This is a genomic window from Nonomuraea sp. NPDC052129 (assembly GCF_040680095.1).
Classification (GTDB): Bacteria; Actinomycetota; Actinomycetes; order Streptosporangiales; family Streptosporangiaceae; genus Nonomuraea.
The window spans coordinates 116,519-143,245 of the sequence record NZ_JBFAVX010000016.1 but is presented as its reverse complement, the minus strand read 5'-3'; the positions used below and the strand labels follow the sequence as shown (position 1 = coordinate 143,245).

Annotated in this window: 28 protein-coding genes; 15 read left to right on the top strand and 13 right to left on the bottom strand. The window is 69.6% G+C overall.

Annotated features, from left to right (window positions below; genetic code table 11):
• Window positions 1–3 precede the first annotated feature (3 nt).
• Both AB0L53_RS31315 and AB0L53_RS31310 read right to left on the bottom strand, forming a co-directional pair.
• Entirely contained in the window at window positions 4–786 is a 783-nt protein-coding gene (locus AB0L53_RS31315) for an alpha/beta hydrolase (RefSeq protein ID WP_364001348.1), read from the bottom strand.
• Between the two features lie 35 nt (window positions 787–821).
• On the bottom strand, window positions 822–1,385 hold the full coding sequence (locus AB0L53_RS31310) for a permease (protein ID WP_358425423.1): 564 nt from the start codon (window positions 1,383–1,385) through the stop codon (window positions 822–824).
• A 236-nt stretch (window positions 1,386–1,621) separates the two neighbouring features.
• Between AB0L53_RS31310 and AB0L53_RS31305 the strand changes: the two genes are divergently transcribed.
• Window positions 1,622–4,336, top strand: a complete 2,715-nt coding sequence (locus AB0L53_RS31305; protein ID WP_364001346.1) for an AAA family ATPase — start codon at window positions 1,622–1,624, stop codon at window positions 4,334–4,336.
• 176 nt (window positions 4,337–4,512) lie between these two features.
• Here the strand turns inward: AB0L53_RS31305 and AB0L53_RS31300 are convergent, their stop codons facing one another.
• From AB0L53_RS31300 to AB0L53_RS31285, 4 genes are all read right to left on the bottom strand, one after another.
• A complete protein-coding gene (locus AB0L53_RS31300) occupies window positions 4,513–5,442 on the bottom strand; it encodes a CU044_5270 family protein (RefSeq protein ID WP_364001343.1) in 930 nt (309 codons plus the stop codon).
• Window positions 5,439–6,035 carry an RNA polymerase sigma factor gene (locus AB0L53_RS31295; protein WP_364001340.1) on the bottom strand — a complete coding sequence of 199 codons (597 nt, stop codon included), beginning with the start codon at window positions 6,033–6,035 and terminating at the stop codon, window positions 5,439–5,441. The genes AB0L53_RS31300 and AB0L53_RS31295 overlap by 4 nt, the downstream gene beginning before the upstream one ends.
• 836 nt (window positions 6,036–6,871) lie before the next feature.
• Window positions 6,872–7,150 carry a hypothetical protein gene (locus tag AB0L53_RS31290; RefSeq protein ID WP_364001337.1) on the bottom strand — a complete coding sequence of 93 codons (279 nt, stop codon included), beginning with the start codon at window positions 7,148–7,150 and terminating at the stop codon, window positions 6,872–6,874.
• A complete protein-coding gene (locus tag AB0L53_RS31285) occupies window positions 7,147–7,605 on the bottom strand; it encodes an ATP-binding protein (RefSeq protein WP_364001334.1) in 459 nt (152 codons plus the stop codon). The genes AB0L53_RS31290 and AB0L53_RS31285 overlap by 4 nt, the downstream gene beginning before the upstream one ends.
• 219 nt (window positions 7,606–7,824) lie before the next feature.
• On the opposite strand from AB0L53_RS31285, the gene AB0L53_RS31280 reads away from it, so the two are divergent.
• The 3 genes from AB0L53_RS31280 (at window position 7,825) to AB0L53_RS31270 (ending at window position 10,537) form a co-directional block, all read left to right on the top strand.
• The gene (locus tag AB0L53_RS31280; protein ID WP_364001331.1) at window positions 7,825–8,967 is read left to right on the top strand and encodes a helix-turn-helix domain-containing protein; all 1,143 of its coding nucleotides are present in this window, start codon (window positions 7,825–7,827) and stop codon (window positions 8,965–8,967) included.
• 9 nt (window positions 8,968–8,976) lie between these two features.
• On the top strand, window positions 8,977–10,011 hold the full coding sequence (locus tag AB0L53_RS31275) for a hypothetical protein (RefSeq protein ID WP_364001328.1): 1,035 nt from the start codon (window positions 8,977–8,979) through the stop codon (window positions 10,009–10,011).
• Between the two features lie 268 nt (window positions 10,012–10,279).
• On the top strand, window positions 10,280–10,537 hold the full coding sequence (locus AB0L53_RS31270) for a hypothetical protein (RefSeq protein ID WP_364001326.1): 258 nt from the start codon (window positions 10,280–10,282) through the stop codon (window positions 10,535–10,537).
• 157 nt (window positions 10,538–10,694) lie between these two features.
• On the opposite strand, the gene AB0L53_RS31265 is transcribed toward AB0L53_RS31270, so the two are convergent.
• Window positions 10,695–11,282 carry a Uma2 family endonuclease gene (locus tag AB0L53_RS31265; RefSeq protein ID WP_364001323.1) on the bottom strand — a complete coding sequence of 196 codons (588 nt, stop codon included), beginning with the start codon at window positions 11,280–11,282 and terminating at the stop codon, window positions 10,695–10,697.
• Between the two features lie 303 nt (window positions 11,283–11,585).
• A complete protein-coding gene (locus AB0L53_RS31260) occupies window positions 11,586–11,987 on the bottom strand; it encodes a helix-turn-helix domain-containing protein (RefSeq protein WP_364001320.1) in 402 nt (133 codons plus the stop codon).
• Between the two features lie 116 nt (window positions 11,988–12,103).
• Between AB0L53_RS31260 and AB0L53_RS31255 the strand changes: the two genes are divergently transcribed.
• On the top strand, window positions 12,104–12,724 hold the full coding sequence (locus AB0L53_RS31255) for an NAD(P)-binding domain-containing protein (RefSeq protein ID WP_364001317.1): 621 nt from the start codon (window positions 12,104–12,106) through the stop codon (window positions 12,722–12,724).
• A gap of 36 nt (window positions 12,725–12,760) precedes the next feature.
• Here AB0L53_RS31255 and AB0L53_RS31250 read toward each other — a convergent pair whose 3' ends face one another.
• Entirely contained in the window at window positions 12,761–14,206 is a 1,446-nt protein-coding gene (locus AB0L53_RS31250; protein WP_364001314.1) for an FAD-dependent monooxygenase, read from the bottom strand.
• A gap of 56 nt (window positions 14,207–14,262) precedes the next feature.
• Between AB0L53_RS31250 and AB0L53_RS31245 the strand changes: the two genes are divergently transcribed.
• The 7 genes from AB0L53_RS31245 to AB0L53_RS31215 all read left to right on the top strand — a co-directional run bounded on the left by AB0L53_RS31245 (window position 14,263) and on the right by AB0L53_RS31215 (window position 19,354).
• Entirely contained in the window at window positions 14,263–14,460 is a 198-nt protein-coding gene (locus AB0L53_RS31245; protein ID WP_214633670.1) for a helix-turn-helix domain-containing protein, read from the top strand.
• A gap of 45 nt (window positions 14,461–14,505) precedes the next feature.
• The gene (locus AB0L53_RS31240) at window positions 14,506–14,973 is read left to right on the top strand and encodes a Clp protease N-terminal domain-containing protein (RefSeq protein WP_364001311.1); all 468 of its coding nucleotides are present in this window, start codon (window positions 14,506–14,508) and stop codon (window positions 14,971–14,973) included.
• Window positions 14,974–15,485: 512 nt separating this feature from the next.
• Entirely contained in the window at window positions 15,486–16,223 is a 738-nt protein-coding gene (locus AB0L53_RS31235; protein WP_364001308.1) for a class I SAM-dependent methyltransferase, read from the top strand.
• Window positions 16,224–16,376: 153 nt separating this feature from the next.
• Window positions 16,377–16,616: a hypothetical protein gene (locus tag AB0L53_RS31230; protein WP_364001306.1), complete on the top strand. Its 240-nt coding sequence runs from the start codon at window positions 16,377–16,379 to the stop codon at window positions 16,614–16,616.
• Window positions 16,617–16,741: 125 nt separating this feature from the next.
• On the top strand, window positions 16,742–16,942 hold the full coding sequence (locus AB0L53_RS31225; protein WP_364001303.1) for a hypothetical protein: 201 nt from the start codon (window positions 16,742–16,744) through the stop codon (window positions 16,940–16,942).
• 2 nt (window positions 16,943–16,944) lie between these two features.
• Window positions 16,945–17,913: a sulfite exporter TauE/SafE family protein gene (locus AB0L53_RS31220; RefSeq protein ID WP_364001301.1), complete on the top strand. Its 969-nt coding sequence runs from the start codon at window positions 16,945–16,947 to the stop codon at window positions 17,911–17,913.
• Window positions 17,914–17,965: 52 nt separating this feature from the next.
• The gene (locus tag AB0L53_RS31215; RefSeq protein WP_364001298.1) at window positions 17,966–19,354 is read left to right on the top strand and encodes a tetratricopeptide repeat protein; all 1,389 of its coding nucleotides are present in this window, start codon (window positions 17,966–17,968) and stop codon (window positions 19,352–19,354) included.
• 44 nt (window positions 19,355–19,398) lie between these two features.
• On the opposite strand, the gene ald is transcribed toward AB0L53_RS31215, so the two are convergent.
• Entirely contained in the window at window positions 19,399–20,514 is a 1,116-nt protein-coding gene (ald, locus tag AB0L53_RS31210) for an alanine dehydrogenase (RefSeq protein ID WP_364001295.1), read from the bottom strand.
• Window positions 20,515–20,575: 61 nt separating this feature from the next.
• Window positions 20,576–21,958, bottom strand: coding sequence for an aspartate aminotransferase family protein (locus AB0L53_RS31205; RefSeq protein ID WP_364001292.1), 1,383 nt, complete (start codon window positions 21,956–21,958; stop codon window positions 20,576–20,578).
• Between the two features lie 231 nt (window positions 21,959–22,189).
• Between AB0L53_RS31205 and AB0L53_RS31200 the strand changes: the two genes are divergently transcribed.
• On the top strand, window positions 22,190–23,545 hold the full coding sequence (locus AB0L53_RS31200; RefSeq protein ID WP_358547650.1) for a dipeptidase: 1,356 nt from the start codon (window positions 22,190–22,192) through the stop codon (window positions 23,543–23,545).
• Between the two features lie 7 nt (window positions 23,546–23,552).
• Here AB0L53_RS31200 and AB0L53_RS31195 read toward each other — a convergent pair whose 3' ends face one another.
• A complete protein-coding gene (locus AB0L53_RS31195; protein WP_364001289.1) occupies window positions 23,553–24,503 on the bottom strand; it encodes an Lrp/AsnC family transcriptional regulator in 951 nt (316 codons plus the stop codon).
• Between the two features lie 85 nt (window positions 24,504–24,588).
• Between AB0L53_RS31195 and AB0L53_RS31190 the strand changes: the two genes are divergently transcribed.
• Window positions 24,589–25,413 (top strand): NAD(P)H-binding protein, encoded by an 825-nt coding sequence (locus tag AB0L53_RS31190; RefSeq protein WP_364001286.1) that lies wholly within the window; start codon window positions 24,589–24,591, stop codon window positions 25,411–25,413.
• A gap of 74 nt (window positions 25,414–25,487) precedes the next feature.
• Window positions 25,488–26,096, top strand: coding sequence for a hypothetical protein (locus AB0L53_RS31185; protein ID WP_364001283.1), 609 nt, complete (start codon window positions 25,488–25,490; stop codon window positions 26,094–26,096).
• A 2-nt stretch (window positions 26,097–26,098) separates the two neighbouring features.
• On the opposite strand, the gene AB0L53_RS31180 is transcribed toward AB0L53_RS31185, so the two are convergent.
• A complete protein-coding gene (locus AB0L53_RS31180) occupies window positions 26,099–26,692 on the bottom strand; it encodes a TetR family transcriptional regulator (RefSeq protein WP_364001280.1) in 594 nt (197 codons plus the stop codon).
• Window positions 26,693–26,727: the final 35 nt, after the last annotated feature.

Genomic DNA, 26,727 nt, shown 5'->3' with positions numbered 1-26,727 from the left:
AGGTCAGAAGACGTTCTTGAGGAACGGCAGCAGGGCTTCGGCCGTGCGCTCGGGGAACTCCGACATGGGGTAGTGGCCCGCGTCGTCGATCAACACGGCCTGCCCCCGCAGCAGTGACGCCTGGGTTCGCGCCTCCGCCGCCGGGTCGGGGAAGTCGGGGTCCTTGACGCCCATGAGGACCAGGGCCGGGCAGCGGACCTGGGGGATGACCTGTTCGGCGTCCGGCGCCCGGTCGAAGAGCATGCGGCGCATCGCCTCGTGCCGCTGCGGGTCGCGCAGCATGGCAACCAGCTTGGCGCGGTGCCCCTCCAGGTCGGTGGGCTTGGCGGTGGGATGCGCCACGCCGTAGTAGACCTTCCACAACCGGGGGGAGAAGCCGATGACCCGGACGAGCGCGCGGACGGCGATGTTGAGCGGGATGGCTCTGATGAACCCGTCGATCGGGACGATGCCGGCCACCCGCTCGGGAACCTCTGCGGCGGCGCAGACGATGCCGCCTCCGGCGTAGGAGTTGCCGAGCAGGACGGCGCCGGGCGCGTCCAGTTCCTCCAGAAGAGCCACGATGTCGCCGCCCACGGCGGACTGCGAGTAGTCGTCCCACCCCGCCGACGACTCCCCGTGGCCGCGCAGGTCCATGGTCACCACCCGATACCCCGCTTCCACCAGCGCGGGACGCAGGAACCGGTAGACCTCCCGGGTGTCTCCGAGGCCGGGCACGCACACCACCAGCGGCCCCTCACCGGCGGAATCGTAGGCCAGCCGCCCGTCCGGCACGTCAACGAACATGTCAGCACCCTTCGCGAAAGAGGACATAGGCGGTCTCAGCTGAGGACATCGACAACGAGGCCCAGGACGAGCAGCGCCGCCATCACGCCGCCGGAGACCATCGCGCGCCAGGTGACGGGTGCGCGCTGCCGTACCGAGCGGAAGTACAGGACGGCGCCGACCACCAGGAGGACCCCTTCGATGACGGCCGTGGCCCAGGGGACCTGCCACAGTCCGAGGCCGAGCAGCGGCAGGCCGCCGGCGTTACCGGGCAGCAGCGGCAGGTCGGCGCGGTGGACCAGCAGGTCGAGCAGCCAGTGGCTGAACACCATCGCGCCCAGCAACCAACCGGTCCTGCGGCCCCACCGCCGGGCGCTGAGGCCGCCGTACAGCGCCGATAGCAGTAAGGCGCCCAGCAGCGAGTGGGTGTACTGCGCGTTGATCAGCGCTTCGCCGTAGGTTCCGGGGGCGACGGCCTTGAAGGACTCGATCCCGCCCGCCAGGTACAGGGCCACGAAGACGACGTCGAGGAACTGCGTGGCGAGCATGAGCGACCACAGCGGGACGCGCGGCTCGCGGGCCTTGACCGCAGCGGCCAGGCCGAAGTGTCCGATGAACATCTAGCGTCCTTCCTTGGCGACGGGCTCGGCGGCGCGGGTGGCCCAGTGGTCGAGCCACCCGCACAGCACGACGAACAAGATCAGAAAGATAAGGAGGTCCACATGTTTCCCCTTACGTCTGTGCGCGGATCGCGCTTGCGGTACGACGCTAGGGATCGGAGGCGTCCGGCCGGTATCGGACGATTGTCGGGTGATGCGACTGATGCCGGTCTGGCGAGGGACGGTACATTCTGATCGTGCTGCGAGGGCGGGAACGAGAACTGGCGGAGATCGAGGCGCTGCTCGCACGGGCCAGGGACGGCCGGAGCGCCAGCCTGATACTCCGGGGCGAGCCCGGCATCGGCAAGTCCGCGCTCCTCGACCACGCGGCCCAGTCGCCGGAGGGCCTGCGACCGCTGCGCGGCACCGGCATCGAGACCGAGGCCGAGCTGCCCTTCGCGGCGCTCCATCTGCTGCTCCGCCCGGCCCTCGACCGGATCGGCCGGCTGCCGGCGCCGCAGGCCCGGGCGCTGGAGGGCGCGTTCGGCCTGGCCACCGCCGGCGGGGACGCCCCTGAGGACCGCTTCCTCATCGGCCTGGCCGCCCTGTCGCTGCTCACCGAACTGGCCGAGGACGGCCCGCTGCTCTGTCTGGTCGACGACGCCCAGTGGATGGACCGATCGTCGGCCGAGGCGCTGCTGTTCGCGGCCCGGCGGCTGCACTCCGAGGGGATCGCCCTGCTGTTCGCCGCCAGGGACGGCTTCCACGCGCCCGGGATCCCCGAGCTGCGGCTCGAAGGACTCGATCGGCAGGCCGCCGGCGAGGTGCTGCGCGAGCGCACGCCCGGGCTGGGTCCGTCGGTGCGGGAGAGGATCCTCGCCGCGAGCGGCGGGAACCCGCTCGCTCTGATCGAGCTGCCCCGGGCCCCCGAGGCGCTGCGGCACGCGCAGGAACCGCTGCCGCTGCCGCGCAGGATCCAGGAGGCGTACGAGGCGCGCATCGCCGTCCTGCCGCCGGGCACCCAGACGATGCTGCTGGTCGCGGCCCTCGACGACGCCCAGGACCTCGACGTCGTGCTGCGCGCGGCCGGCCGGCTGGGGGTTGACGGCAGTGCCCTGGGCCCGGCCGAACACGCCGGTTTCCTGTCCACCGCCGACGGGCGGATCTCCTTCGGCCACCCGCTCATGCGCACTGCGGCGGCGCGGCGGGCGGTCTACGACGAACGCCTGGCCGTGCACCGCGCCCTCGCCGGCGTACTCGACGACGAGCAGGATGCCGACCGCCGCGCCTGGCACCTGGCCGCCGCCACGACGGGCCGCGACGAGCCGATCGCCGCCGCGCTGGAGCAGGCGGCGGGCCGCGCCCGCGAGCGCGCCGGCCACGCCGCGGCCGCCGCGGCCCTGGAGCGGGCGGCGCGGCTCACCCCCGGCCTGGCCGAACGGGCCCGGCGGCTGGCCCTGGCAGCCGAGGCCGCCGCGGACGCCGGCGTCCTGGAGCACGCGCAGGGCCTGGCCGAGCAGGCGCGGCGGCTCGACGACGACCCGCTGACCGTCGCGCGACTGGCGGCGCTGCGCGGCCGGATCGCCTTCGACCGGGGAGCCGTGCACGACGCCCATCGGATCCTGCTCGACGGCGCCGCCTCCATCTCCGTCCTGGATCGCAAGGCCGCGGCGCTGATCCTGCTCGACGCCGTGCGCAACGCGTGGTACCTCAGCGATCCGGCGGCCGTCGCCGAGTCCGCGGCGCGGCTCGCCGAGCTGCCGTTGTCGCCGGAGGACGGGCTGGACGGCTTCGTCCGGGCGGCCCGCGCCATGGCCGACTTCCTGGCCGGCGACCTGGACCGGGCGCTACCGCCGTTCCGTGAGCTCATCGCCGTGGCCGTGGCGATCCCCGCCGGCATGACGGCCCTGAGGATCAGCATCTGCTCGCTGGCCGGGATCTCGGGGGACTTCGACAACGGGGCGGCGATCGCCCAGTCGGCGATCGAGGAATGCCGGGCCGTCGGCCTGATCGGGCTGCTGCCGCTCGCCCAGGCCGTGCTGGCGATCCACCAGATGTACCTCGGGCGCTTCCGCGACGCCGTCACGACCGCGACGGAGGGCCGTCGGCTCGCCGTCGACATCGGCCACACGCATCGCGTCGCGCACTTCGAGAGCGTCATGGCCATGGCGAGCGCCGTCCAGGGCCACGAACAGGAATGCCGCGAGCTCGCCGAACGGACGATCGCGCACGTCGCCGCCCATCCGGTGGCGACCATCGTCGGCTGGGCCGAATGGGCGCTCGGCCTGCTGGACCTCGGCCAGGGCCGCTTCGAGGCGGCGCTGGAACGCTTCGACGCCGCCGCCCGCGGGCCGCTCCGGCACCAGATCATGCCGATCTACTTCGCTCCCGACCAGATCGAGGCCGCCGTGCGACTGGGCCTGCCCGCCCGCGCGGAGCAACCGCTCGCCCGCTTCGCCACCTGGGCCGCGGCCGCCGGTCATCCGTGGGCGGAGGCCGTGCTGCACCGCTGCCGTGCCCTCCTCGCCCACGACGACCACGAGGCGGAACGGCACTGGCAGCAGGCCGCGCGCTCGCACGCCGAGGCGAACCGGCCCTACGAGCGGGCCCGCACCGACCTGCTCCACGGCGAGTGGCTGCGCCGCAACCGCCGCAGGCACGAGTCCCGGGCCCGCCTGCGCGCGGCGCTGGAGACCTTCGAGCGCGTCGGCGCCCGCCCCTGGGCTGAGCGGGCCCGCGCCGAGCTGCGCGCGGCGGGCGAGAACGTGGCCCAGGGCGGCCCTGACCTGGCCGCCCTGCTCTCACCCCAGGAGCAGCAGGTGGTACGCCTCGCCGCCACGGGGATCACCAACCGGGAGATCGCCGCCCAGCTCTTCCTCAGCCCGAAGACCGTCAGCCACCACCTGTACCGCGCCTTCCCCAAGCTCGGCGTCACCACCCGCACCGAACTCGCCCACCTCGACCTGAGCTGAACGACCCAAACCGGCTGCGGAACCGCGACCTGGGCTGATGCCTGGCGACGGGTCACGCTCCCGGCGGCGGCGCGGTTGGCGTCGTCCAGGCCCTCGGGCCGGAAACGGACCGCCATCAGCGGCTACGCCTGCTTCTTCCGTCATCAGGACGGCGGCGAGTAACGCCTTGCCTCTGGTCACGGGCGGCCCTTCGGCGTCGCGGGGAGCTCGTCCGTCCAATCGGTATCAATGGCAATGTACCCCTTGCTCCACCCCACGCCTCCGTCGCCGGAGAGGATGAGGTTGGCCCGGACGACCCGGGCGGACCCGGGATCGACGACCATCTCGATCCCCCTCTTCCCGCCGTTGGGGTCGGGCATCCGCAGGGCCTGGCCGCCTTCGACCGCGCCCGTGTTCTCGACTCCCGGCGTCGCGGCGAGCGCCCGGAATGCCGCGGAACGGACCTCAGCAGGCACGGGCAGTTCCATGATCAGCGCGAGCAGGCTGAAGGTGGGGTTGCCCTGTATCTCGGACGTGGACATGTTGTTCGGGTTGCCCTTGCGCTGGACGAGCCACGCCTTCAGCGCCTCCGGGTCCGTCGGCAGCTTCTCGAGGTCATCGAAGCTCACGGGGGCGCCCTTGAGCATGAGCGAGATCTGGGTCGGTACGACGATGCCCGGAGTGTCCTGCGGCTCGTTCCTCGTCCAGCGCTTGCCGTCGCGCGAGGTCCAGCTCTCATGGAGGGGGATCTCGTTCGACCACGTGGTGGTGACATGCCAGTAGGTCCCGGAGCTTTGCGGCGTACGTTCCGCGCTTACGGCCGCCATGAGCAGGACCTCCTTGCCCGAGACCGGAGCCGCGGCGATCACATGCGCCGGTGCGCCCGCGTTCGTGACCGCCCCCGTAGCGATCACGACCGCGGTGGCCGCCCCGGCGGCGACCAGCGCCACGCCCGGCACGAACCACCTGACGCGCCCCCGGCTCCGCATCCTCTGGCCCAGCGTCCTGTGGCCCAGCGTCCTGTGGCCCAGCGTCCTGTGCTGTAGCCTGCTCCGGCTGCGCGTGACCACCTCCTCGGACGGCTCCGGCTTGGCCAGCAGACTGGCCACCTCTTCCAGGTCATTCATGGGGTCTCCTTGCCTGTGAGCGTGCTGTCTATGAGGGTGCTGTCGATCCGGGCGTGGATCTTGGCGCGGGCCCGGCTGAGCCGCGAACCCACCGTGCCGATGGAGATGCCGAGCGCCTGGGCGATCTCGTCGTAGCTCAGCTCTCCCAGCGCAAGGAGCAGCAGCACGTCACGCTCGCCAGCGTTCAGCGAGGCGAGCGCCATGGCCAGTTGCGGCTGCATGCGCTGGGCGGATACTGAGGTGAGGACCCGGTTCTCGTGCCCTTCCACGACCGGCGCGGGGTCCAGCCGGGCCAGCGCCTTGTAGTGGCGGGCCTCCTTACGGCGATGCCTGGCCACCAGGTTCGTGGCGAACCCGAACAGCCAAGGCCGTAATCCCCCCTGCTCCGGATCGAAACGATCGCGCCGATCGAAGGCCAGCAGGAACGTCTCCGCCGCGATGTCCTCGGCCACCTGCGTGTCCAGGCGGCCCGCAACGTACAGGTAGATGTCGCGGAAATAGCGGTCATGCACGGCGGTGAACAGCTCGAGATCCCGCCGGTAACCGGCGACGAGGTCGGCGTCGGTCACCTGCTCGCCCACGTCGGCGGTCACGTGCCCGTCTCCGTCATGAGTGTGCCTTCCGGATGGTGATCGTTGCTTTCACCCACCCTTCGCCGTACGCCCGCTTCTTCTTCCCATCAGTCCCCTACGCCCGCCCAGTGCCGGATGTCCCATCACCCCCACCGCACGTCGACGGAGCTTCGGGAAGGAGTTCACTCCCTCGCATACAGACGACGAGTTCGCCCGGCCTTGCTCATCGCATTACAGGGGGAGTATCCCTTCGCAGCAGCCTCGTCATCGCGGTGCAGCCCCGCTCCAGGGGCCCCGGGGCTGTTGGTCCGTCCTTGAGCCGGGCGGGAGAGACCTCTGGCAAGCTTCGCGCTGCCAGGAGGCCGTCAGTGCTCGACTTCTTCAAGACAGTGGGCTTAAGTGCCTCGGTGCTGCCACTCTCCTTGGCGATCATCGTCGTCGCAGCGGGCCTGACCGCCCTGTGTGCCCGTCGGCCAAGCGCCAGAACCGCGCCGTCCAGGTGCTGCGGATCGTGCTACGCACCCCCGACAGGCGGACGCGAGACGGCCAACTCCGCACCCCGCCGTCAGGCGCCGAGGCAACTTCGCAGGAGAGCTCCAAACCCGAACAGGCGCCGTAGAGCCGTGCCGCCTCAACGGCTGGGTCGACGACTCTTGTTGCGGCCCCGCCGCTTGCACCAGGCCAGGCTCGGCGGCGGAGCCGCCCCCCAACGTCCACTTCCGAGAGACAGGCATGGATGGACGGAGCCTGTCTCTCTTTTCTCCGCCTTCAGCGGCAGGACCATGGGGGTGCGTGACCAGCCACAGGGGGAAGGCCGTTGAACGGCGTTCGGCTGGTCACGGGCTTGTGGTTAATGATCATGAGCCAGGCATGGCCGACCATCCGAAATTGGGAGCCCTAACCCCGCCTATGGCTTGGGCTGTCAGACGCGTGACCGGCGTGCGGGAGTCCGGCTGCGCCGCCAGTTTGTCGGCCAACTCCTCCAGGTTGGCGGCAAGGAGCACAAGAACCATGCCGCTTCCTGCCTCCGCTGGCGTCAACCTTCGTTGTCTACGGGAGGCCGCAACGCCGATCATAAGAAATGCGTGGATCTCCCATTTGTCGCCGAACCGCTCTTCGAGGTCTTCCTTGATCATCCCATCACCTCTTCGCATCTTGAAGCAGCCGGGTACGGCAAGTCGGCCCAGACCACACGGCGTTCACCGCTCAGGTATGTGCCCCAGGCGCTAGACAGCGTCTTCACGATGTGCAAGCCCCGTCCTGATTCCGTCAGGGCCTTCAACCCCTCGCACGTCGACGGATCTGGGGGCGGAGATTGCCGTACGACGTGTGGCCCGTCCCCACCGAGGGCGCCCGCGTCGATCACCTCGACGCGAAGAGAGCCGCTGCCACGAATTACCCGCAGCACCACCCAGTCGCGCCCCTCACCGCCCTCGACATGCGTGACGGCATTCGAGATCAACTCGGTCACGACCTGTTGCGCATCCAGCAGGAGCGGATCATCTTGCCGAAGCCAACCGCACAAGGCCATTCGCGCCTCTCGCGGCGCCTTGTTGCTGCGCCACAGGCTCGCGGCCGAGATCAGGGTCATACCGCCCTGCACATCAGTGCTGGTGGGTGTGGGCGTTCCGTGCTGATGGGCCAATGACACCGTCTGCCTCCATCGCCGTCATCACGTCCGAACTCGTGACGTGCCTCACCTCGCGAGATGGCCATGTTCTCGCAGCCTGTTTCCACAGAACCAGCACGGGTATTCCTCAGAGGTATAAGGAAGTATTAAGCCAATACCCCTCCGCTATAAGCTCAGCTGGTGGACGTACGGACTCTCCCCGAAGCGCTTAAAGCGATCATGGAAGAACGGAATTGGACACAGATCCAGCTCGCCCAAGAGTTGGGAGTTTCTCAAGCATGGATATCGCGCGTCTGCCGCGGCGTCGCCGATACGAGTTTGACCAGGGCAAAACAGCTGCTCGCGCGCGTCGGCTGGGAGATGCGCTTTTCACCTTCTGTGGAGGAACCTGTGGAACGCAGGGAATTCCTGGCAGCCGCCGCATCCGTGATGTTCGTGCCATCCGCTGTCAGTTCGAATCCCTATCTCGATCCGGACTATGTACGCGCGCTCGCCGACAGCCTGGCACGTGGCCGCTATGAGCTTGGAGGGGTGCCGATTGCGGCCCGCGCTCTAGGGCATGTGAAGCAAATTACTCACATCCCGATGAAAACGGTTGGGATCGAGCTACAAGGGGCTGCTTCCGATCTCATGTATCAGGCCGGCATTGCCCTGTACGACGCCGGGCGGCTCGCTCAAGCCGAGCACGCGGGCATGACCGCACTTGACCTAGCACACCATGCACAGAACTTCCCGGCGCAGGCACGCGCCTACGATGCGCTGAGCCGCGTCAGCCTCTACCGCGATGACCCAATGCGGGCGGTGCAGTACGCCCAGCGCGGGCTCCGAATTCCAGGTCTTCCCTCGAGCCGCCAATCCAGCTTGCACATGCGCCTGGGACGTGCCCTGGCCGGCATCAAGGGGAGCCAGAAAGATGCGCGAACTGCCCTTGATCGCGCCCTGGACGCGCGCGGACTGAGCGCGTTTGCGGAAGCTACCCTCGGCGGAGATGTAGCCATCGGCCTGAGCCAGCTGGGACAGTTCAATCAAGCGGAACAGCTCCTGGGCAATGCCGCCGAAGCCATGGGACAGTGGTCCCTCCTCTTTCAGGCCCAATACCTAGGCCGCCTGGCGCAAACAGCAATCCAGGCTAATAAACCGACACTCGCCGTCCACCACATATACGGCCTGACGCGGGCACTGCCCTTCATCAGCTCCGCTCGAGTGAACAATCAGGCGAAGGACATCATTCAGTCCTCGGCCAAATGGGATCGAATACCTGACGTCCGTGTGTCCCGTGAACGCCTATATGCGATGCTATCGCCCGAGCATCCTCCCTCTTGACGAAGGAGCGTGCGCGTGACGCTCTCACGACGCCAGTTCACCCACCTGCTCGCCGGCGGAGCACTCACCTCCCTTCTGCCCGGCCGCCTCGGCGACCCGGATCAAGCCCAGCGGGTAGCCCGCGCGATCGAGCAGCCATCGCGCATCGACGGCGAAGTCATCGACTACTTCCGGCGTGTGCTGGCCGAGCACTACACCGCTGACAAGATGCTCGGCCCTCGCTCCCTGCTTCGTCCGGTGTTGGCGCAGATCGACGTCTTGGACGAGCTCCGCCGCGGCGCCGGCACCCGCCATGCCGCGCCACTCCTTCAGGTGCTGGCCCAGTACGCCGAGATGGCCGGCTGGCTGCACCAAGACCTCGGCGAACCCAATAGCGCCATGCACTGGACCAGGCGAGCCGCCGAATGGTCCCAATGCGCAGGAGATTCCCAAATGTCGGCCTACCTGCTGGTCCGGCAGTCCAACATCGCCTGCCTGACCGATGATCACGCCGCCGTCGTCCAACTCGCCGGCGCCGCCCGTCGCAACTCTGATGCGCTGGAGCCGAAGCTGGACGCCCTGGCCGCACAGCAACTGGCCCGTGGACTGGCCATGCTCGGTGAGCACGACGAGTGCTTCACCCTTCTCGACCAAGCCGCCGAAACCCTACGCGACCATCCGCAAGTCACCCGTCAGCACGTACCGGTCTACCTGCATTCCTACGACCTCGACACACTCCAGGAGCAAAGCGCCGTCTGCCACCGGGCCGCTGGCCGCGCCGACACCGCCGCCACCATCCTCCAGGCCCAGATCGGCAAACTTCCCCCCAACCTCACCCGCGACCGCGGCCACCTCACGGCCAAACTTGCCGTAGCCGTCGCCCAATCCTCCCTCGCGGAGCCGAGCCGCGCCGCCCACCTGGGGCACGAGGCGCTGGGCATCGCCCATCAGACAGGCTCAGCCCGCATTCGCCGCGAGCTACAGACGCTGGACAGCGAATTGCGCGAGCGCTGGCCTGACGACACCGACACACGGACGTTCCGCGAAGCGCTTATCAGCCTCTGAGCCGTAGCTGAGCGACAGGTACTCGCAATGGGCGGTCAGGGGGCGGGGGCGGTGCTTTCGCGGATCACCAGGCTGGTCGCCACCTCCACCCGCAGCGTCTCCGGCCAGGACTCGGGCCCACGCAGCGAGCTGCGCTTCCACAACGACTACACCTCGGGACAGGCGCAGTTCGAGTGGGACATGAAGGTGGGCGCGGGCGCGTACCGGCTCTGCGTCATGCAGGACTTCGGTGGCGCCACGTCCGCGACGGCCTTCATGAGGCTGGGCGATGAACACCAACAGCATCAACTACTACGACTCCACGACACAGATCTTCGCTCCGGTGTACGACACCTACATCCGGCTCAACGTCGTCCACGACACGGCGGCAGGCAAGGTGCACGTCTTCGTCAACCGGCAGTACAGGACCAGCTTCGACGATCGCGGGGCCGCCACCCACTACTTCGAGTGCGGACGCTACGGGCGGACGGGGATGTCGGCCCGCAGCGACAACTACCTCAAGAACATTCACATCTACCGCAAGTGATCGCTCACGGGGCGGGCGTAGGTCACCTGTCGTTCCACGAAGTGCTCATGGCCTCTGAGCCGTAGCAGGGCGACATGCCACCACATCCGCATCGGCCTGTCGTCGGATTTGAGGCGCTGGTGTTCGCGGGTGCACGCAACGAGCACACGGCCGGTTGTCAGGGGGCGGTCAGGGTGAGGAACGGGATAGCCGCTCTGATGGGGAGTTCCAGCTCGAGTTCGGACCTGTGCACCTGATGGAGCCGGTACTCCGAAGCGACTGCGTCGAGGTGGAACTCCTTCACCTCAACGATCTCGTATTTCTCGTCCAGCATGATCAGAAGGTAAAGCGGGATACCGGAGGCCGCATACTGGACGCGTTTGTCGGTGAGGTCTTCGCGGACCGTTCCCGGCGAGGACACCTCGACAACCGCAAGGGTCTGCGATGCCTCCGGCTTCTGGCCAGGATCGTCCAGGCATTTATAGACCACGACATCCGGACGCCGGAACGTGAACTTGGGCACCCGCCAGAGCACTACATCAATGTCGGTCTCGACACTCATGCATGGACCACTGACAGGACGCGCGGTTTCCAGCGAACTGGCGAGGCGACGCGCGATCCGGTTGTGCTGAGGAGCCGGTGACTCACACTTGATCACGTGGCCGTGCACAACCTCGATGCTTGCGGCGACGTCCTCGGGCAGCGCGCGGTATTCGGCTTCACCCATCACTTCGGGAAGGGCGTCGAACCATGACGGGATTGCCATGCCGGTCTCCCTCGCTTGAGGCGGACATCGAGGATCGGCGAACAGTGAAAGGGTGACGAGAGTCGAACCCGCGCTGTCAGCTTGGGAACTGCGTCGATCATAGCTCGACAGGGCGCAGGATATTTGAGCCGCTTCCCCGGAGCCCCAACCGCCCCATATTGCTGGACCGCGCCGAGCCGCCCGAGAACCGCGGACTGAGCCAGTGCAGCTGAAACGCCCGCCGTGCTCCTCAGCGTGGGCACTACGCGCGAGCGCGAAGCGCCCCTCTGGCGAAGGCCTTGCCTGGAGGGCGGGTGACGGGTTTCAGTGGTCGCGTGCGTCGTACGCCTCGCGGGCGCTGTCGATCCGGTCGATGTTCTGCTCGGCCCACTGCTTCATGACCGCCATGACGGGCAGGAGGCTCCGTCCCAGATCAGTGAGCGCGTAGTCGACGCGGACCGGCACCGCTGGAGTGACCGTGCGCGAGATCAGGCCGTCGCGTTCGAGGTGGCGCAGTGTCTCCGTGAGCATTTTCTGGCTGGCGCCCGCGATCGCGCGAGCGAGGTCGCCGAAGCGGCGCGGGCCGTCGGCCAGCTCGTTGAGCAGGACGGCCACCCACTTGTCACCGATGCGCTCGATCAGCCGGTTGGCCGGGCAGGCGGTGAAGCGGGCCTGGTAGGAGAGCCGGCTCTCGGCGTGCCGCTGGGCGGCGGTGCGAGTAGTCATGGCATCCCCTCACGTGCGTTGGTCACCTTGAAGTGCGTACTGCCGTTCGACCGTAGCACCGCCTAACTTCGCTCGTGAGCAGGGTTCATCCTGACTGATCGAGGAGTGAAGAGAGCATGACGACGATCGCCATTCTCGGCTCGGGCGCGGTGGCCCGAGCCCTCACCGGCAGGCTGCGCGACGCGGGGCACGAGCTCGTCGTGGGCTCTCGTGCCCCGCGCGAGGACGCCGTCTTTCCCGTCATCGGCTTGCGTGAGGCGGCGGGATCGGCGGAGGTGGTGATCAATGCCATGCCCGGCCCCGTGTCGGTGGAGGTGCTCACCGGCCTCGCGGCGGAGCTGGCGGGCAAGGTGCTGGTCGACGTCGCCAACGCCACCGAGTCCGACGCGCACGGCTTCGCGTCGGCGCTGCTGTATCCGGGCAGCAGCCTCGCCGAGGAGATCCAGCGGGCCTTGCCGGATGTACGCGTGGTGAAGACACTCAACACCGTGCACGAATCGATCATGGCTCAACCGGCTCGGCCGGCCACTCCGCCCACTGCCTTTCTGTCCGGGAACGACGCCGACGCCAAGAAGGCCGTCGGTGGCCTGCTGGCCGACCTGGGGTGGGCGGCTGAGTGGATCATCGATCTCGGTGGGGTGGAGACGGCGCGGGTGCCGGAGGCGTTCATGCTGATGGTCGGCGACCTCGTCCGCGCGCTCGGCCCGGTGCCCTTCGGCATGGCCATCGCCCGCTGACGCCTGTTGCCACCCGTTGGCGCCTGCTGACGCCTGTTACGCCGGTTGAGGGGTGAGCCAGGTGGTCATCGCCTCGGGCAGGCCCTCCGTGCCAGCCCAGGCCACGTAGCCGTCGGGGCGGATCAGCAGGACGTCGGCGGGCGGATCCGCGCAGTGCGCGGCGACGACCTGGAGGCGCTCGTCGCTCGCCAGGTCGCCGAGCTCCGAAGGGCCCAGGTTGAGCAGCACCCAGCCGGCCGGGCGCATGAGCTCCGCCACGCGGGTCGGCCCTTCCGTGGTGGTCAGTGTCAGGTCGGGGGCGAATCGGCCGGTCAGTGGGTGGGGCGCGGTGCCGTACCGGATGTCGGAGCCCTGGAGCATGTCGCCGAGACGGCGCAAGGGCTGGTCGAAGGCGAACAGTTCCGCGAGGAGGTCACGCAGGGCCGTGCCGTCCTCGCCGGTGAGGCGTTCCAGGGCCGCCTGGGCGCGGGTGTGGCGCAGGGTGTGGACGGCCACCGGGCGGCGTTCCGACTCGTAGGTGTCGAGCAGGCCGGGCGCGGCGTGACCGTGCAGGTGGGCAGCCAGCTTCCAGGCGAGGTTGGCGGTGTCCATCAGGCCGACATTCAGCGCCGAGCCGCCTGCCGGGAACAGATGGGCGGCGTCACCCGCCAGGAACACTCGGCCCTCGCGGTAGTGGTCGGCGACGCGGGCCTGCGAGACGGTGCTCGACAGCCAGATGGGCTCGCCCAGCGGCAGGTCGACGCCGATGACCCGGCGCACCGCGGCCTCGAACTCCGCCAGTGTGACGGCCGTCGCGGGCGCCACCCCCTTCTCGCGTACGCCGACGATGTGGACGCCGGGCTGGAGCGAGGTGAGCAGCAGGCGGCCGTTCGGGGTCTGGTTCCAGCCCTGCTGCAGGCCATTGACCTGCGGTGTGTCGAAGATGCTCGCATCCGGCGCCGCGAAGTGGCCGAGCCGCAGCACCTCGTCGTCCGTCGTGCCGGGGAAGCCGATGCCCGCCTGTTCGCGTACTAGGCTGTGGCCGCCGTCGCAGCCGACGACGTAGCTGGCCTGGAGCCGGAAGCCGTCACCCTCCAGCGTCACGCCTTCGTCGTCATGGGCGAGCGTCCTCAGCCGGTGGTCCCAGCTGATCTCGGCGCCGAGCTCGGCCGCGCGCTCGCGCAGCAGCCGCTCCAGGCGGGGCTGCTGGATCATCAGCAGCTGTAACGGGGACTCGTCGCCCAGTTCGGCGAATTTCAGGGGCACCGAGCCGAACGGGAAGCCCGGCGCGCGTCCGGCGAACGGGCTGCCCGCGCTGAACCGTTCGAGCAGGCCCCGATGGTCGAGCAACTGGATGATCTGCCCGCCCAGGCCGTTGGCCTTGGGGAGGTCGCCAGGCTCGGCTCTCTTCTCCAGCACGGTCGTACGGACGCCGGCCAGGCGCAGCTCGCAGGCCAGCATGAGCCCCGTGGGGCCCGCTCCTATGATCACTACTTCTTCCATGCCCGTCAGGCTAGATTGACAAAGTTGCTCTGTCAATCTAGCCTGACGATGTGGACATGGGAGAACTCTCTGAACGCATCAAGTCGAACGACCCCGCCATGGGACTGCGCGCGGTCGGCGCCCTGCACCGGCTGGCCGAGCAGGTCGAAGCCGTCTCCGTGGCCCTGGCCAGGGAGCAGGGGTGGACGTGGGAGCAGATCGGCGACGCGCTCGGCATGTCGCGGCAGTCGGTACACGCGAAGTACGGAAAGTGACGCGCACCACGAAAGTGCTGCGGAGTACGGAAAGTGAGGGTTGGCATGTTCGGAACGGAGAAGAGCCCGTTCGGAGTGGTCGTGACCGCGGCGCTGGAGGAGGCCAGGCAGCGTGGCGACCGGCGGCTGGGGACCGAGCATCTGCTGCTCGGGCTGCTGCGCCAGCCGGATCTGGCCCCCGCCCGAGCGCTCGGCGTGGATCTGGAACGGGCGCGGATGGCACTCGAAGAGCTCGACCGGGCGTCGCTGCGAGCGCTCGGGATCGACGCCGGCGAGGTGCCACGGGCACGGCCGCGCAAGCATCCGGCCGTGCCGCGCACCGCGCTGACGTCCAGCGCGCGGGCGGCGATCAACCAGACGATCAAGACGACCACCCGCAAGGTCAGGAGCACCGCCGCACCGGCCCAGCTGCTGCTGGCCCTGCTCGCGCAGGGACGGCCCGATCCGGTGGCCGAGCTGATCGACCAGCTCGGCATCGACCGCGCCGAGGTCCGCGCCCGCTTGGCCGCCTAACCGACCGTCCGGCGCCCGGGCCACCGACAGCCGACCGACTGACCGGCTGCTGACTGGCCGACCGGCTGGCCGCCTGAAATCGGGTTGATCGTGCCTCACCCCCCTGGCAGGGTATGAACCGTTGCCAGCGCTCGCTACGCCAACCTGTGGCCGCCAGGAGAACTGTGATCGAAGCTTCCGATCTACCACCACTGAAAGTAATCAGATGGTAATGTTCGGCAACAGCCGGGTGCCTGACTGGCGCTCGGTCCCCGCCCCCATTGGTGTTCGCACCAACGGGACAGCGTCCGGCGGGGCGGTGGCCCAAGAGCCGCACCCCATCTGGGAATGCGGAATCAGGCCCCGACAACGCGGCTCTCAACCACGGTCCGCCCAGCTCGCCGGACGGACGCGGCATCGGCTTCCACCGGATCGCCTCCCGACCTCGGTCGGAAAGCGACGAGGCTACGCTGATGTCCGTTTTACTCAGGTAAACACAGAGAGTTGAAGACGCTCGAACGATGGACCACCGCATGTTCGACGACCTAGTCGCAGAGGCCGAGTCGGTCTCCGTGGACGGCTGGGACTTCTCCTGGCTCGACGGCCGGGCGACGGAGGCCCGCCCCTCCTGGGGATACTCCCGCCAACTGGCCGGCCGGATGGCCACCGCCGAGGCCGCGCTCGACATCGAGACCGGCGGCGGCGAGATCCTGGCCGGGGTCCCGAAGCTCCCGCCGGTCACCGTCGCCACCGAGTCGTGGCCGCCCAACCTCGCCCTGGCCGCCGAGCGGCTGCGCGCCCGCGGCGCCGCGGTGGTGGCCGACGACGAGCTGCCCCGCCTGCCGTTCCGCACGGCGGCCTTCGACCTGGTCGTCAGCCGTCACCCGGTGCGCACCTGGTGGGCCGAGATCGCCCGCGTACTCAGGCCGGGTGGCACCTACTTCTCCCAGCAGGTAGGCGCACGCAGCGTCGCCGAGCTGACCGAATTCTTCATGGGTCCGCAGGACGGCTCCAGCCGCGACCCCGAGAAGGCCAGGGCGGCGGCCGTGCAGGCCGGGCTCACCGTGGTCGATCTGCGGGCCGAGTCGTTGCGGATGGAATTCCGGGACATCGGAGCGGTGATCTACTTCCTGCGCAAGGTGATCTGGACCGTGCCGGGCTTCTCGGTCGACCGCTACCGGAAAGAGCTGCGCGAGCTGCACGAACGCATCCAGGAAGACGGGCCGTTCATCGCCCATTCCACCCGTTTTCTGATCGAGGCCAGAGCCTGACGCGTCGCCCGGCCGCTGCGGCTGGGCATCGACGAGGCCGGCCGACTACCCCCGAGGGCGTACGACGAAAGAAGCCGGACACTCCCCTGGGTGGAGCGCACGACGAGCCCACGGTCCGATGCGCCGGGCTCGCCCGGTGACGACTCTGGATGCATGAACACAATGACGCATTGGGGCTGGGGCGCTGGATTCTGGCCGATCATCCCGGTTCTCTGGGGCCTGTTCTGGGTGGCCGTCGTCGCCCTGGCCGCTCGGACCTGGCAGAAAGGTCGCTGGCACCGTACCGAGGCCGGAGCGACCACGTCGGCGGAGCGGATCCTCGCCGAGCGGTACGCGCGCGGCGAGATGAGCGACGATGAGTACTTCGAGCGGATATCAGTGCTCAAGAGCTGACCCACCCGGCGCTCAAGAGCCACGGCGAAAGCTAAACCGTCACGCGGGTAAAACAACTGTGACTGGCCGCATCCGGTTCGCGACGTTAAGTTGCCTCTAGGGACTGTCGAGAAGTGGGGGCTCTTATGCAGTCGATCGCCCGATTCTGCGGCCAATGCAACTGTGGCTGCCCTGAGCTGTTCGTCGACCGTTCGGCGCCGGAAGAGCGTCAGGTGCTGATCATCGACGACTTCGGGCAGCGGGTGGAGATGAGCCTCGACCAGTTCGGCTCGATCGTCGAGGCGGCCAAGAGCGGAGCGCTGGACGACCTGGCGCTCCGCGGCTGACCGTGCAGCCCATCGCCCTGCTCGCCAGCGGGATCGCCGCCGGACTGGTAGCGGGGACCGCGTCCTGCACCGCGGTGCAGGGCGGGCTGCTCGTAGGCCTCACCTCGGGCGGCTGCGATGGCGACGAGCGGGGGCCGTCGCGTGATCCGATGCTCGTGGGGTGGTTCCTGGCGGGGCGGCTGGCCTCCTACGCGGCCGCCGGGGCGCTGCTCGGCCTGGCGGGTTCGGCCGTCAGCCTGCCTCCGCAGGCGCGGGCGCTGCTGCTCGTGGCGGCGGGCGTCGCGGTCATCACGTACGCGATCAGGCTGCTCCGCCGGCGGCAACCCGGCTGCGGGGCCCCCAGACGGGCGCCCCGGAGCGCGCCGCTGCTGGGCGCGGCCACCATCCTCATCCCCTGCGGGGTGACGCTCGGCATGGAGATGGTCGCGGTCTCCAGTGGCTCGCCGCTGGGCGGCGCGGCGGTGATGACCGGGTTCGTGCTCGGCACCGCGCCCGCCTTCGCGCTGCTCGGCTGGGTCCTGCGGCGCGTCTCGCGGACCAGGCTCGCCCGGCTGGCCGGGGTGGCGGCGCTCGCGGCCGGCCTGTGGACGGTCGGCTCGGGTGTCAGTCTGGGCGGCTGGCTCGCGGCTCCGGCAGGTTCGGCGGGCCTGGCGGGTTCAGTAGGTCTGGCGGGCTTGGCAGGTCGGGCAGGTTCGGTGGCGTCAGGCGGACCCGGCGCCGGGCAGGGTGCCCATACGGTCACCGTCTGGGCGACCCGCGACGGCTACCGGCCGCAGATCGTGACCGCCCGTGCCGGAGTCCCCGTCGAGATCGTCTTCAAGCTGGCCGACCAGGGCTGTACGAGCACGGTCACGATCGCCGGGCGGGACGTCGCCCTTCCCGCGACGGTGCGCCTGCCGCCGCAGCGCCCAGGGTCGCTTCGTTACGTATGCGGGATGGGGATGTACAGCGGCTACATCAACTTCTCCTAGTCCCTCGGCGATTACTGTTCGCATTCACGCGATTACCTGGCACCCTGTGGCCATGGCGTGGTGGCAAGAGGAGGTGGCGGCACCGGCGATCCCGGCGCCACGGGTGGGAGACGAGCCCGAGCTGCTGATGGCCGCTCGGGCCGGCGACCCGCAGGCGGCGCACCGGCTCGGCCGGCTCTGCGCCCAGCGGGGCGACCGCTCGGCGGCCAAGGAGTGGTGGGAACGGGCGGCGGCCGGCGGCAATATCGACAGTGCCTACAACCTCGGCGTCTGGCACGAGAAGCACGGCAGCCTGGAGGAGTCAGTCTCCTGGTACAAACTGGCCGCCGCCACCGGCGACGTCGAGGCCGCGGTCAACCTGGCCACACTGCTGCTGGAGCAGCGCGGAGACGTCCCGGCCGCCAGGCGCTGGTTCGAGATCGCGGCTCGTGAGGGCTCCCGGACGGCCGCCCGGCGACTGGCATTGATCTGCGAGGACGCGGGCGAGGTCGCGGCCGCCCGCGAATGGCACCGCCGAGCGGCCGCCGACGGCGACGCAGCCTCCGCGCACGACCTGGGCTTCCTGGCGTACGCGGCGGGCGAGGACGAGGAGACCCTGCACTGGTGGGAATGCGCCGCGCGCGGCGGCCACGCCGAGTCGGCCTACTGCCTCGGCCTGCTCCTCCAGGCCAGCCGTGACCCCGAGGGCGCCGGCGCCTACTTCCGGCTGGCCGCCAAGAGCGACCACCCGGGCGCCGCCTCGCAGCTCGGCGGCAGCGCGCTGGCCCACGGAGATCTGCGTACGGCCCGCGCCTGGTTCGAGCGCGCGGCCAGTGCGGGCCGGCTGGCGGACCAGCGGATGGCCGGGTTCGTCTGCGTCGAGCTGGGCGACTCCGCCGGGGCCGGCCACTGGTTCGGCCGGGCGGCGGCCAGCGGCGACGCCGAGTCCGCCTTCCACTTCGGGCTGCTGCTCATCGCCGAGTTCAGCGACCTGGCGGGCGGCCGGCACTGGTTCCGGCAGGCCGCGCTGGCCGGACATCACCAGGCGGCCATCGAGCTGGCCGGGCTGCTGTCGGCGGCCGGGGAGACGGACGAGGCCGCGCGTTGGCTGGCCGACCCGCCGCCTCCGTCCTGGGACCGGCCGGCCGAGCCCGAGCTGGCCGCGCGGGCCGAGCTGGCGGCGTCCGCAACGGGCCGCCGGGGCGGCGTCTCGCTGGCCGTACGCGAGCTGGCCGAGATTCTCGGCACCTGGGACCTGGCGACCAGACCGCTGCACGACCACGCGGACGTGCTGGGCTGGCTGGCCCGGCGCAGCGGCCTGCACTCCAGCGCGATCGAGCACCTGGCGTCGGTGCGCGGCACGCTGCTGCGTCCGGGCAGCGCGCCCTGGCCCAGCCCTGGCGAGATCGACCACGTCCTCGCCACGGCCCGCGACCTGCGACAGCGGCTCGGCGTCCGATAGCCAAGCCGCTGTGCTCCAGTGGTGGTCAGGCGATTCAGGCAGGGTCAGGCGGCGAGGACCTCGGTCACCGGCGTGACCGGGAGTTCGAGCGCCTGCGCGACCGGGCCGTTGGTGAGCAGCCCGTCGTAGGTGTTGAGCCCACCCGCCAAGCCCGCGTCCGCCTTGAGCGCGTCCCGCCAGCCCAGGTCGGCCAGCTTGACGGCGTACGGGAGCGTCGCGTTGGTCAGGGCGTAGGTGGAGGTGTTGGCCACCGAGCCCGGCATGTTCGCCACGCAGTAGAAGATCGACCCGTGCACGGTGTAGGTCGGCTCGGCGTGCGTGGTCGGGCGGGAGTCCTCGAAGCAGCCGCCCTGGTCGATGGCGATGTCGACGAGCACCGAGCCCGGCTTCATGCGCGAGACCAGGTCGTTCGAGACCAGCGTCGGGGCCTTGGCGCCCGGGATCAGGACCGCGCCGATGACCAGGTCGGCGTTCAGCACCTCCCGCTCGATCGCGTACGAGGTGGAGACCAGCGTCTTGAGCCGGCCCTGGTAGATGGCGTCGATGAAGCGCAGGCGGTCGACGTTCGTGTCGAGGACGGTGACCTCGGCGCCCATGCCGACGGCGATCTGGGCGGCGTTCAGCCCGGATACGCCGCCGCCGATCACGACCACCTTGGCCGGGGCCACACCGGGCACCCCGCCCGGCAGCACGCCGCGTCCGCCGTTGAAGCGCATCAGGTTGTACGCCCCCACCTGCGGAGCCAGGCGGCCCGCGACCTCCGACATCGGGGCGAGCAGCGGCAGGCTGTTGCCGACCTGCACGGTCTCGTAGGCGATGCCCGTCGTCTTCGCGCCGAGCAGCGCGTCGGTGCACGGCCGGGAGGCGGCCAGGTGCAGGTAGGTGAACAGCACCAGGCCCTCGCGCAGCCGGTGGTACTCCTGGGCGATGGGCTCCTTGACCTTGAGCACCATCTCCGCCTCGCCCCACACGGCGTCGGCGCTTTCGACGATCTTCGCGCCCGCCGCCAGGTATTCCTCGTCCGGGATGTGCGAGCCCAGCCCTGCGCCTCGCTGAACGGTGACGTCGTGGCCGTGACGGACCAGCTCGTGCACGCCTGCCGGGGTTGCGGCGACTCGGTATTCGTGGTTCTTGACCTCGGCAGGCACGCCGATCTTCATGGCTGATCCCTTCTTTCCTTGAACAGCGTTGTCCTTGAACAGTCGTTGTCCTTGAACAGTGTTAGAGGCGAGCCCACGCTTCCGTGAGCACGTTGCGGAGGATCGACCCGATCTCGTCGAACTCCTTCGGCCCCGCGATCAGCGGCGGCGCGAGCTGGATGACGGGGTCGCCACGGTCGTCGGCGCGGCAGTAGAGCCCGGCCTCGAACAGCGCCTTCGACAGGAAACCGCGCAGCAGCCGCTCCGACTCCTCGTCGGTGAACGTCTGCTTGGTGGTCTTGTCCTTGACCAGCTCGATGCCCCAGAAGTAGCCGGAGCCCCGGACGTCGCCGACGATCGGCAGGTCCTTGAGACCGTCGAGGGTGGCCTGGAAGAGCGGCTCGTTCTTGGTGACGTGGCCGAGCAGGTCCTCGCGCTCGAAGATGTCGAGGTTGGCCAGCGCCACGGCCGCCGAGACCGGGTGCCCGCCGAAGGTGTAGCCGTGGGCGAACATCTGGTCGCCGCTCTTGAACGGCTCGAACAGCCGGTCGTGCGCGATCATGGCCCCGATGGGTGAGTAGCCGCTGGTCAGGCCCTTGGCGCAGGTGATGATGTCGGGCACGTAGTCGAACTTCTGGCCGCCGAACATCGTGCCGAGCCGGCCGAAGGCGCAGATGACCTCGTCGGAGACGAGCAGCACGTCGTACTCGTCGCAGATCTCGCGCAGCCGCTGCCAGTAGCCGGCCGGCGGCGGGAAGCAGCCGCCGGCGTTCTGCACCGGCTCGGCGAAGACGGCGGCCACCGTGTCGGGGCCCTCCATCTCGATCGCGCGGGCGACGCGGTCGGCGGCCCAGATGCCGTACTCCTCCGGGCTCATCCCCTTGATGCCGCTGATCTCGTCGGCGCGGTAGTAGTTGGTGTTCGGGACCCGCACCGAGCCGGGCACGAGCGGCTCGAACATCTGCTTGAACGCCGGGATGCCGGTGATCGACAGGGCGCCCTGCGGGGTGCCGTGGTAGGCGATCTGGCGGCTGATGACCTTGTGCTTGAGCGGCTTGCCGATGAGCTTGTAGTACTGCTTGGCCAGCTTCCAGGCGGACTCGACCGCCTCGCCGCCGCCGGTGGTGAAGAAGACCCTGTTGAGATCGCCGGGGGCCAGGCTCGCGAGCCGCTGCGCCAGCTCGGCCGCCTTCGGGTGCGCGTAAGACCACAGCGGGAAGAAGGCGAGCTCCTGTGCCTGCTTGGCGGCTGCCTCGGCCAGCTCGCTCCGGCCGTGACCCGCTTGGACCACGAAGAGTCCCGCCAGGCCGTCCAGGTAGCGCTTGCCGTGGATGTCGTAGATGTAGGAGCCCTCACCGCGAACGATGGTCGGGATCTCCGCCTGCTGGTAGGCGCTGTGCCTCGTGAAATGCAACCACAGGTGATCCTGCGCGGCCTTGAGAATCTCGTTTTCCGGCTGCGTCATGATTATCTTCCCTCGTGTCTGATCTCCCCACAGTCTGCATGTTCACCTCGGGTTTGCCAAGCGAAAGCGTCGCAGCAGTGTGCAAGAAAACCGAGATCCGCAGGAACGGTATGTAACAGCTGCGAAATCCGCAGGTAGATTAGCGCGCGGGTCATGCCCGTTTCACGCGTTGTGAAGCCTTTGTGATCCAATGAGACGTTAACTATCGAAGAACGACCCGGGGGACCGTCCGTGACTCCTGACCAGATCGAGAGCGCCGTCGCGGCCGCGATGCCGCAGTCCGTAGAGGACCTCAAGCGGCTCGCCGCCATCCCGTCGGTGGCCTTCCCCGGGCATCCCGAGGAGCCCGTGCTCGCCGCCGCCGCCATGACCGAGGAGCTCCTGCGCAGCACGGGGCTGACGCACGTGCAGCGAGTCGCGGTCGAGGGCAGCTTCCCCGCGGTGTACGGCGAGGTGGCCGCGCCGCCCGGCGCGCCCACCGTGCTGCTCTACGCGCACTATGACGTGCAGCCCGCCGGCGACCCGGCCGCCTGGCGCACCCCGCCGTTCGAGCCGACCCTGATCGACGGCCAGCTGTACGGTAGGGGCACCGCGGACGACAAGTCGGGCATCATCTCGCACGTCACTGCCCTGCGCGCGTTCCAGGGGCAGTTCCCCGTCGGGGTGAAGGTCCTCATCGAGGGCCAGGAGGAGTACGCCGGGGAGCGCCTGGAGGCGTTCGTCGAGCGCAACCCCGACCTGCTGCGGGCCGACGCCATCGTGGTGGCCGACTGCGGCAACCCGCGTGTCGGCGACCCCGCGGTCACCACCTCGCTGCGCGGCATGGCCGCGTTCACCATCGAGGTCCGCACCCTGCGCGAGCCGGTGCACAGCGGCCAGTTCGGCGGCGCTGCCCCCGACGCGCTCTCGGCGCTCATGCGCATGCTGACCTCGCTGCACGACGACAACGGCGACATCCGGGTGCCGGGCCTGCCCCGCGGGACCTTCCTCGGTCAGGGACCGTCGGAGGAGGAGTTCCGCAGGACCGCCGGGGTGCTGGACGGCGTGTCGCTGGTCGGCTCCGGCTCCTTGGCGGACCGCCTGTGGGCGTCGTACGCCATCACCGTGACCGGCATCGACGCGCCCACGGTGTCGGGCGCCATCAACGCGGTCCAGCCCGCGGCCCGCGCCCGCGTCACGGTCCGCATCCCCCCGTCCGGCGACCCCAAGACGACCGTGAACGCGGTGGTCGAGTTCCTGCGGCAGGTCACGCCGTGGGGCGCCCAGGTCTCGTTCGGCGACTACACCGTGGGGTCGGGCTTCCAGGCCGACTCGGGCGGCAAGGCCCGCACGGCGCTCAACCGGGCGATGGAGCGCGCCTTCGGGCGGCCGCCGCGCGATGTGGGGGCGGGCGGGTCGATTCCGCTGGTGAACACGCTGCTGAAGCAGTTCCCCGCGGCGGAGATCCTGCTGTTCGGGGCCGAGGACGAGGAGGCGGCCATCCACGCGCCCAACGAGCGGGTGGACCTGGAGGAGCTGCGTCGCACCGCCACCGCCGAGGCGCTGTTCCTGCGGGAGCTCAGCCTGCCCTCCGCGCTCGGCGTCTGATTCTCCGCTACAACCTCAGCGATCCGCCGCGCTTGACGGTGCGGATGATGGGGGCCGTCTCCATGGTGGTGACGGCCTCCAGGGCGGCGAGCCGTTCGGTGAGGTATCGGCCGAGGTCCAGGGGGTCGCGGCAGTTCAGGGCCGCGACCAGATTGGTGGGGCCGGTGGTGAGGGCGGCGAAGGCGATCTCGGGATGCCGCGCCAGCGCCGCACCGACCTCGAGCGCCTTGGCCGGCGGGGCGGCGATCCACAGCCGGGCCTCGGTGCCGAATCCGAGCGCCGAAGGCGGTACGTCGAGCTGGTAGCTCAGGATTCCCTGGCCGCGCAGCGCGTACAGACGGCGTTTCACCGTGGTCTCCGACCAGCCGGTGGCGGCGGCCAACTCGGCGTAGGACGCGCGGCCGTCCAGATTGAGCGCCCGCAGCAGCGCCTTGTCGCCCTCGTCGAGATCGATCGGGCCGTCTCCGGCTTCTACTGGCGGCGGCCGCAGCCGGTCGGCCTGTTCGGGTGACAGCCAGGCCAGCCCCTGCCAGCCGTCCGGCAGGACGAAATTGCGCAGCAGCAGGTGAGCGGAGACCGAGACGACCCGGCTGGTGCGGGGCAGTTTGTCCAGCAACAGGGCGTCCTGGTCGCGGGTGCCGCGCGTCCGTACGGTGCAGGAGATCTCGGTGCCGCCGGACAGCAGGTACACGAAGGACGTGTCGTCACGGGCGGCCAGCGCCTTGGCGACCGGCACAGCCGCGTCCGGGGTGCAGCGCAGCCGGATGGTCCACTGGGTGTGCCCCAGCCGAGCGCCGTTGACCAGACCCGCCACCCGCAGGGCACCCTGGCCGCGCAGCCGCCGGTAGCGGCGGGCCACGGTGTTCTCCGAGACCCCGAGCACGTCGGCGATCGTCCTGAACGGGGCCCGGCCGTCGATCTGCAGCGCGTGAACCAGACCCCTGTCGACGGTATCCATCCACATATCCCTGTGCGGTGACGGTTTCCGGCGATCCTAGCCGCCTGGCTGGGACGGATAGGCGGTCGTGCGCGACGCTCGTCGCATGAACATCCTCGTCCTCGCCGCCACCGGAAACGTCGGCGGCCAGATCATCACCCAGCTGCGCGAGAGCGGCCACTCCGTACGGGCGGTCACCCGCGATCCGCGCACCACCCGTTTCCCCGCCGAGGTCGAGGTGATGCGCGGCGACCTGTCCGCGCCGGACACCATCGCGGCCTGCCTGGACGGCATCGACGCGGTGTTCCTGCTCTGGCCGCTGCACACCGGCGAACAGCTGCCCGCCGTGCTCGATCTGGTCGCCCGGCGGGCCCGCCGGGTGGTCTTCCTGGGTACGGGCGGTGTTCCCGATCTCAGCTTCGAGGAGCAGGCGAAGCTCGTTCACGGCTGCGGGATCGCATCCACCATGATCAGGCCGAGCACCTTCGCGGTGAACACGTTGTGGTGGGCCGACCAGATCCGGGCCGGTGACGTCGTCGAGGGGGCTTACGGCGCGCTGCCGATGTCCCTGATCCATGAGGCCGACATGGCGGCCGTCGCGGTCCGCGCCCTCACCGAGCCGGGGCACGACGGCGCCACCTACACCTTGACCGGCCCGGAGGTGCTCACTCAGGCCGAGCAGGTCCGCGTCATCGGCGAGGCGCTGGGCCGGCCGCTGCGCTGGCGGGAGCTCACCCGAGAGCAGGCCCGAGAGCGGCTGCTGGCCGACGAGAGCTTCCCCGACTCCTTCGTCGACGTGCTGCTCGACGGCTACGCCGCCATGCTCGCCGGGCCGCCCCCGGTGCTGACCGCCACCGTCCACGACGTCACCGGGATCCCGGCACGATCTCTGCGCCAATGGGCCATGGACCACGCGGCCGACTTCAGCTGACGGGGGCCGACAGGGTGCGCGGTGGGCGGGCGCACCGGATTGACACGTATGTCACCGGACGTCAGTTTTGATTTATGGAAGAGTTTCGCATGGTAGGCGAGTTCTCACTCGCGACCGCTGCCCGATTACTCAGCCCGCTCATCCTGTTGATCCCGGTATGCCTTGCGCTCCCGGGCCCTCATGTCGCATGGGGGTTGACCGCCGCGGGAATGGCGATGCTCGCCGTTGGCGTACGACTGGCCAGGCACCGGCAGATGGCTGCTGACACGGTCGTACGTTTCTCCGCCCAAGGCGTGGAGATGGAAGACGCGTACGGGTCACGCGTACGCCTGGCATGGCGGCACATCGAGCGCGTCGATGTTGTGGAAAGCCGGGTGCCGAGCCCGCGCACCATCGCCGAGGCGGACCGGATTTATGTCCGGACCGGAACCAGGAACTGCATCGGTGTGGTCGGCTGGGGGGAATATGAGGTTTCTCCCAGCGCCCCTGGCTGGTTCTTGTGCCATCTGGAACGCATGCCGGTCGATCCGGCGACGGGATTACAGAAACTGAGCATTCCCCTTGGCGTGGTCGACCCACTGTGGGAACACGGTCCGATGGGCGATCGGGTCCGCCACCACCGGCCCGATCTGCTGGCCGGGGATCAGCTCCGGGCCGGCGTGGGGGGCGACGGAAGGCGCTGAGGTCAGGCGTCGGCGTCCTCGAGCAGTGTGCGGATGAGCGGCACGGCCAGGCGAAGGACGTCGTCGAGATCGGCCTCGGCCAGGTCGGGCATGCGCACCAGGTGGCGGTGGACGGTGATGCCGAACATCATCGCGCCCGCCAGCGCCGCTCGCAGGCGCGCGTCGGGACCGTGGACCCCGGCCGCGATCCGGTCGATCGCCTCCGAGGTCACGTGTTCGCGGAGCATCTGGGCGGCTTCCTGGCTGGTCATGCTGGTGCGCAGGAGTACGGCCATCGGGCTGTCGGGGACGGCGGCCCAGCGCTCGAGCATGGCGCGCAGGTAGTTTTCAGCGGAGCGGCCCGGGTCGTCGGTGGTCAGGGAGTCGACGTCGAGGCAGAAGTCGAGGGACTCGCGGAACAGCTGCTGCTTGGTGCCGAAGTATTGGATGACCGAGGACTTGTCCACGTCCGCCTCGGCCGCGATCGCGCGGATGGTGGCGCGTTCGTAGCCGACCTCGCCGAAGGTGCGGCGGGCGGCCTCCAGGATCCGGCGGCGAGTGCGCTGGCCCTTGCTCTCGTTCTCCCACGCCCGGCCGGCGAGCTCATCGGTCGACATGGGCCACCACCTCCTGCTGGCCTCCGATGGTAACG